Below are 1,312 nucleotides of genomic sequence, written 5' to 3' on the forward strand. Positions count from 1 at the left end.
CGGGCCGTGGCCGCCCCGGACGCCGATGGTTCGTCCGCCCCCGGCGCCGGGTCAACGCGGGCCCGCGCGTCCCCGGCGCGCGGCGCCCCGAGGCCGTCCGCTCCCCCGCAGGTCACAGCCGTGCGGGAGGCTCCCTGCGCGGAGCGCGGCACCTGAATCTTTCACCTCTCCGGCGTTCCGGATCCGGGACGGAATCCGACCCGGCGCGGGGCTGGTGCTCCCGCGGCCAAACTCTCGTAGTCTTCGCTCTGACAAGCGCGACAGAAGGACATCCCCCTATGGCAGATGCAGGGTCGTGGGTCGTCGTCGGCCTCGACAACGGCGGCACCAGCAACAACGCGACCGTCCTCGACGCCGCCGGACGGTTCCAGGTGGAGCGGCTGGTCGAGACCCCCAGCCTCGTGCGGGAGGGTCCCGCGGTGGCGGTCGAGCAGCTCGTCCTCGCCCTCGACAACGTGCTGGAGCTCACCGGCACCCCGCGCTCACGGGTGCGCGCGATCGGGCTGGACACTCCCGGCCCCGCGAGCGCCGACGGGGTGATCTCCTCCAAGGGCGCGACCAACTTCGTCGACCCCGGCTGGTACGGCTTCGACTTCCGCGGCGCCCTGGAGGCCCGGGTCGGCGTGCCGGTCATCTACAACAACGACGGCAACGCCGCCGCGCTGTACGCCCACCATGTCCACTTCGGGCCCGACTCCTGGGAGCGCTCGTCGGTATCGGCCATCGTCGGCACCGGGCTCGGCGGCGGCGTGGTCGAGGCCGGGCACGTCGTGAAGGGCGCGGCCGGCATGGCCGGTGAGCTGGGCCACGTCCACATCCCCCTGCACGGCCTGCTGGAGGACGGCCAGCCGATCCCCGCGTGCAACTGCGGCTTCGAGGGCGACGCGGAGAGCGTGGCGTCGCTGACCGGCATCGAGAAGAACCTCCTGCCGTTCTGGCTCACCCGCTTCCCCGACCACGAGCTGGCCCGGGTCGAGCCGATCGGCAAGGCCGCCAAGCTGCTGCGCGGCCACGGCGAGAACGGCGACCCGCTCGCGCTGAAGGTGTTCGAGCAGCAGGCGATGGCCATCGGCCGGCTGTTCACCGTCGCCGCCAACTTCACCGACCCGCACGCGTACTTCCTCGGCGGCGGCGTGGTCGAGGCGGCTCCGCACTTCCGCGAGTGGTTCCTGGAGACGGTCAAGGAGAACATCCTGCTCCGCGAGGAGCAGCGCCGGGTGGCCACGATCGCGCTGGTGCGGGACCTCGACATGGCCGGGGCCCGGGGCGCCGCCCTGGCCGCGCTCGCCGCCATCGTCGGCCGCTGACCGGG

The 1,312-nt window shown here is 73.2% G+C and carries 1 protein-coding gene; it reads left to right on the forward strand.

Annotated features, from left to right (window positions below):
- Positions 1-278: 278 nt before the first annotated feature.
- Positions 279-1,307 carry an ROK family protein gene (locus MPTA5024_RS03565; protein ID WP_036319821.1) on the forward strand — a complete coding sequence of 343 codons (1,029 nt, stop codon included), beginning with the start codon at positions 279-281 and terminating at the stop codon, positions 1,305-1,307.
- Positions 1,308-1,312 lie beyond the last annotated feature (5 nt).

The sequence above is a fragment of the Microbispora sp. ATCC PTA-5024 genome (genome assembly GCF_000511135.2).
GTDB lineage: Bacteria > Actinomycetota > Actinomycetes > Streptosporangiales > Streptosporangiaceae > Microbispora > Microbispora corallina.